The following is a 4540-nucleotide window of genomic DNA, read 5'->3' on the forward strand; positions in this document are numbered from 1 at the left end:
GGTGAGGGCTGGTCTTCGGTGAGGGCGTGCAGGGCGCGGTCGATGTCCTCGGCCTGGTGGGCGATGATGACGGCGCGGTGGTCGAAGAGGGTGCGCGTGGCCAGGGCGTGGGCGATGCCCGCGGTGCTGAGAGCGGGATGCAGTTCCAGGTGGGTGCGGAGTTGCCGGGCTTGTTCGCGCAGGGCGGGTTCGTTCCTGGCGGAGATCACCCAGGGGACGAGCGTCTCCTGAGGAGCCGCTACTTCTTGTTCTTGGGTGGGTGGGGCCTGTTCGAGGATGAGGTGGCTGTTGGTGCCGCTGATGCCGAAGGAGGAGATGGCGGCGCGGCGGGGGCGGTCGCTGGTGCTCGGCCAGGGCCTGGGCTGGGTGAGGAGCTGGACGTTGCCGCTGTCCCAGTCGATGTGCGGGCTGGGCTCGTCGGCGTGGAGGGTGCGGGGGAGGGTGGCGTGGCGCATGGCCTGGATCATTTTGATGACCCCGCCGATGCCTGCCGCGGCCTGGGCATGCCCGATGTTGGACTTCAGCGATCCCAGCCACAGGGGCTGGTCCTCGGGCCGGTGCTGCCCGTAGGTGGCCAGCAGGGCCTGGGCCTCGACCGGATCACCCAGGGCGGTGCCGGTGCCATGCGCCTCGACCGCGTCGATCTGGTCGGCGGTCAGGCGCGCGTTGGCGAGCGCCGCGTTGATGACACGCTGCTGAGAAGGCCCGTTGGGCGCGGTCAGTTGACTGCTCTTGCCGTCCTGGTTGACGGCGGTGCCGCGGATGACGGCCAGGACCGTGTGCCCGTTGGCCTGGGCGTCGGAGAGCCGTTCCAGCAGGACCATGCCCGCGCCCTCGGCCCACGCCACGCCATCAGCCGCCGCAGAGAACGACTTGCACCGGCCATCGGGAGCCAACCCACGCTGGCGGCTGAACTCCACGAACATCCCCGGCGTCGCCATCACCGCGGCGCCACCGGCCAGCGCCATGGTGGACTCGCCGTTCCGCAGCGACTGGCAGGCCATGTGCAGGGCGACCAACGACGAGGAGCAGGCGGTGTCGACCGTCACCGCCGGGCCTTCGAGCCCCAGCGTGTACGCGACCCGCCCCGAGGCGACACTGAGGGTGTTGCCGGTCAGCAGATAGCCCTCGACGTCATCCGCGCCCTGGTGAATGAGCGAGGCGTACTCGTGCCCCGACACTCCGCTGAACACCCCGGTGCGGCTACCGCGCAGCTCGCCCGGGGACAGGCCCGCGCTTTCAATGCTTTCCCAGGTGGTTTCGAGGAGGAGGCGCTGCTGCGGGTCGAGAGCGAGGGCTTCGCGGGGGCTGATGCCGAAGAACTCGGGGTCGAACTCGGCGGCGTCGTAGAGGAATCCGCCTTCGCGGGCGTAGCTCTTCCCCGGGGTGTCGGGGTCGGGATCGAAGAGGTTGTCGAGGTCCCAGCCCCGGTCTTGCGGGAACGCCCCAACCGCGTCATGCCCCTCCGCGACCAGCTCCCAGAGTTTCCCGGGCGTCGTGGCTCCACCGGGGAAGCGGCAGGCCATGCCTACGACTGCGATCGGCTCGTGATCCCGCGACTCGACTTCGGCGAGCCGCTGCCGGGTCCGCTGGAGGTCAGCGGTCACGCGCCTCAGGTAGTCGCGAAGCTTGTCCTCGTTCATATCAGGACGACGCCCTTCCTCGGTTGCCGAGTTATGAGAGCCCGAGCTCGTTGTCGATGAAGTCGAAGATCTCGTCGTCCGTTGCGGCGTCGATCTTCACGGCCGATCCCTGCCCCTGCTCGCCTTCAACGCCTTCAACGCCTTCCGCGCTGTTCAGCTTCGACAGGAGCCCCTGGATGCGGGTGGTGAGCGTGGCCCGGACGTCCGGGCCGACGGTGGCCAGATTGCTCTCCAACCGGTCCAACTCGGCGGCCAGCGCCTGCGGAAGTCCGGCGGGCGCTGGCTCGGGAGCCAGCGAGGAACGCAGCATGGACGCCAGCTGCGTCGGTGTCGGGTAATCGAACAGCGTGGTGGGCGGCAGCCTGAGGCCGGTGGCTTCGTTGAGACTGTTACGGAACTCGACAGAGGTGAGTGAGTCGAGTCCCATCTCAAGGAACCCGCGGTCGGCGTCGATGGCGTCCGGCGAGCCGTGGCCGAGGATGGCGGCGACCTGGCCGCGAAGGTAGGAAAGAAGTATCTCCAGCTGCTTGGCCTCGTCGCCGGATGCGAGCCGCTGCCGCAGCGAGTCCGGGGACGCGCCGCCGCTCTGGGCGGCTTGCCGGGTACGGGAACGGGGACGGACCAGCCTGTGCAGGACCGCGGGAACCGGGGCGCCACCGTCGCCCAGCCGTGCGAGATCGAGCCTGGCGGGCACCAGGACCCCTTGAGCCGGTTGTTCCGATTGACCCGAGCCGAGCGCGAGGTCGAGCAGATCGAGCGCCTGTGCCGTCGGCAGCGCGGCGATGCCTCCGCGGCCGAGCCGCGCACGCCCGACCGGGTCGAGGGCCGCCGTGATCCCGCTGGTCTGCTGCCACAAGCCCCATGCCAGCGAGAGAGCCGGCAGTCCCTGCGCCCGGCGGTGGCAGGCGAGCGCGTCGAGGAAGGTGTTCGCCGCCGCATAGTTGGCCTGCCCGGCGTTGCCCACGATTCCGGCCACGGAGGAGAAGAGGACGAACGCTGCCAGGTCCCGTTCCTGTGTCAGCGTGTGCAAGTGAGAGGCGGCGTCGACCTTGGGCCGCAGCACTGCTGACAGCCGTTCCGGCGTCAGCGAGGAGACTGTGGTGTCGTCCAGCACTCCTGCCGTGTGGAAGACCCCCGTCAGCGGATGCTCGTCGGGGATCGACTTCAGGAGGCCGGATACGGACTCGGCGTCCGTGGTGTCACAGACCGCGATGGTGACGTCAGCGCCGAGTTCCTTCAGGTCGGCGGCCAGTTCAATGGCACCGTCCGCGTCCGCGCCGCGCCGGCTGGCAAGCAGCAGGTGCCGCGTTCCGTGCCGCTCCACCAGGCGCCGGGCGACCAGCCCGCCCAGGGTGCCGGTGCCACCCGTGATGAGCACGGTCCCGTCGGGGTCGAGCCCGGCGTTCGTGCCGTCGGCGTGCCCGCTGCCGCTCTCCTCCGGCGCGTGCAGAGCCGCGCGCACCAGCCGGGGAACGCGCAGCTCACCGGCGCGGACCGCGAGTTGGGGCTCTCCTGTCGCGAGTGCCGCCGGGAGTGCACGGTAGGAGGCGTCCGACCCGTCGACATCGATGAGCACGAACCGGCCGGGATGCTCCGACTCCGCCGTTCGGATCAGGCCCCAGGCCGTGGCCGCGGCAGGGTCCGGCACCTGCTCGCCGTCCTCCGCGGCAACCGCGCCTCGGGTCAGCACCAGCAGCCGGGCCTCCGTGAGGGCGCCGTCGGCGAGGAAGTTCTGCACCAGCGTCAACAGTTCGGTGGCTGCGGTATGCGCATCCGCCACCAGGTCACCGTCATCGGACAGCACGGGACCGGCCATCACGACTCGTGGCGCGGCGGCCCCCGCTGCGCTCGTCTCACCTGGAGTGGCGTGGGCCGGGTGATCCACGGCGTCGACCCCGGCCTCGCGCAGGGCGGCGGTCACGTCGGGCACGCCGAGTCCTGCCCACCGGCCGGTGTCCTGAGGCTCGGGTGCGGGGACGGAGACCCAGCTCAGCTCGTACAGGTCGTCGCTTTGCCGGGCGCGGGCAGCGGTGAGGTGCTCCGGCGCCACCTCGCGCATGGCGAGCCCGGTGATGGTGACGACGGGAGCGCCTGTGGGGTCGGCCACCGACAGCGACAGCACATCCCGGTCCGAGCGGGTCAGCCGCACCCGCAACCGGGACGGTCCGACAGCGTGCAGTGCGGCACCACTCCAGGAGAAGGGGAGTCGCACGGGGCCCGAGCCGTACCAGAGCATCAGCGGGTGCAGAGCCGAATCCAGGAGGGCGGGGTGAACCCCGTATGCCTCGGGGTCCGTGCCGTCCGGTAGCGCGATCTCGGCGTAGATGGCGTCGCCGACCCGCCAGCCCGCGCGGAAGCCCCGGAACAGCGGCCCGTACTCGTATCCGCGCTCGACGAACCCGCGGTAGAACTCCTCGACATCGACGGGCTCCCCTCCCACGGGCGGCCACGCCGTCAGGTCGTACGGCTCCGTCTCCGGCGCGGCGTCGGTGAGGAATCCGCTGGCATGGCGGGTCCACTCGGCCGTCTCCTCGCCCGCTTCACTCGTCGGTGACGAGTACACGGAGAACGGCCGCCGTCCGGCCTCGTCCGCGGCGCCCACGGTGATACGGAGCTGACGGGCACCTTGTTCCGGCACGGCCAGGAAGGCGTGGTGCGTCAGCTCTTCGAGCTGTCGGCAACCGACATGGCCGCCCGCGTGGAGGAGGAGGTCGACGAAGGCGACGCCGGGCAGCACGGCCGTACCGTGGACGAGGTGATCACTCAGCCACGGCTGGTCCTTGAACGAGACCTGGCCGGTGAACACAGCGCCTTCCCCGCCGGGAAGCGTGATGGCTGCCGTGAGAAGCGGATGGGTCGCGGACTTGGCGGCTTTGACAACAGTTTTTGTTGTCTGG

Annotated in this window: 2 protein-coding genes; both read right to left on the reverse strand. The window is 70.5% G+C overall.

Going from position 1 to position 4540, the window contains the following annotated elements; all coding sequences use genetic code 11:
* The coding region (locus STBA_RS28155; protein ID WP_171987804.1) for a beta-ketoacyl synthase N-terminal-like domain-containing protein at positions 1–1643 on the reverse strand (1643 nt) is incomplete at its 3' end.
* A 31-nt stretch (positions 1644–1674) separates the two neighbouring features.
* Positions 1675–4449 (reverse strand): type I polyketide synthase, encoded by a 2775-nt coding sequence (locus tag STBA_RS38050; protein ID WP_253195062.1) that lies wholly within the window; start codon positions 4447–4449, stop codon positions 1675–1677.
* Positions 4450–4540: the final 91 nt, after the last annotated feature.

The sequence above is a fragment of the Streptomyces sp. MP131-18 genome, from assembly GCF_001984575.1.
In the GTDB taxonomy this organism is placed as follows: domain Bacteria; phylum Actinomycetota; class Actinomycetes; order Streptomycetales; family Streptomycetaceae; genus Streptomyces; species Streptomyces johnsoniae.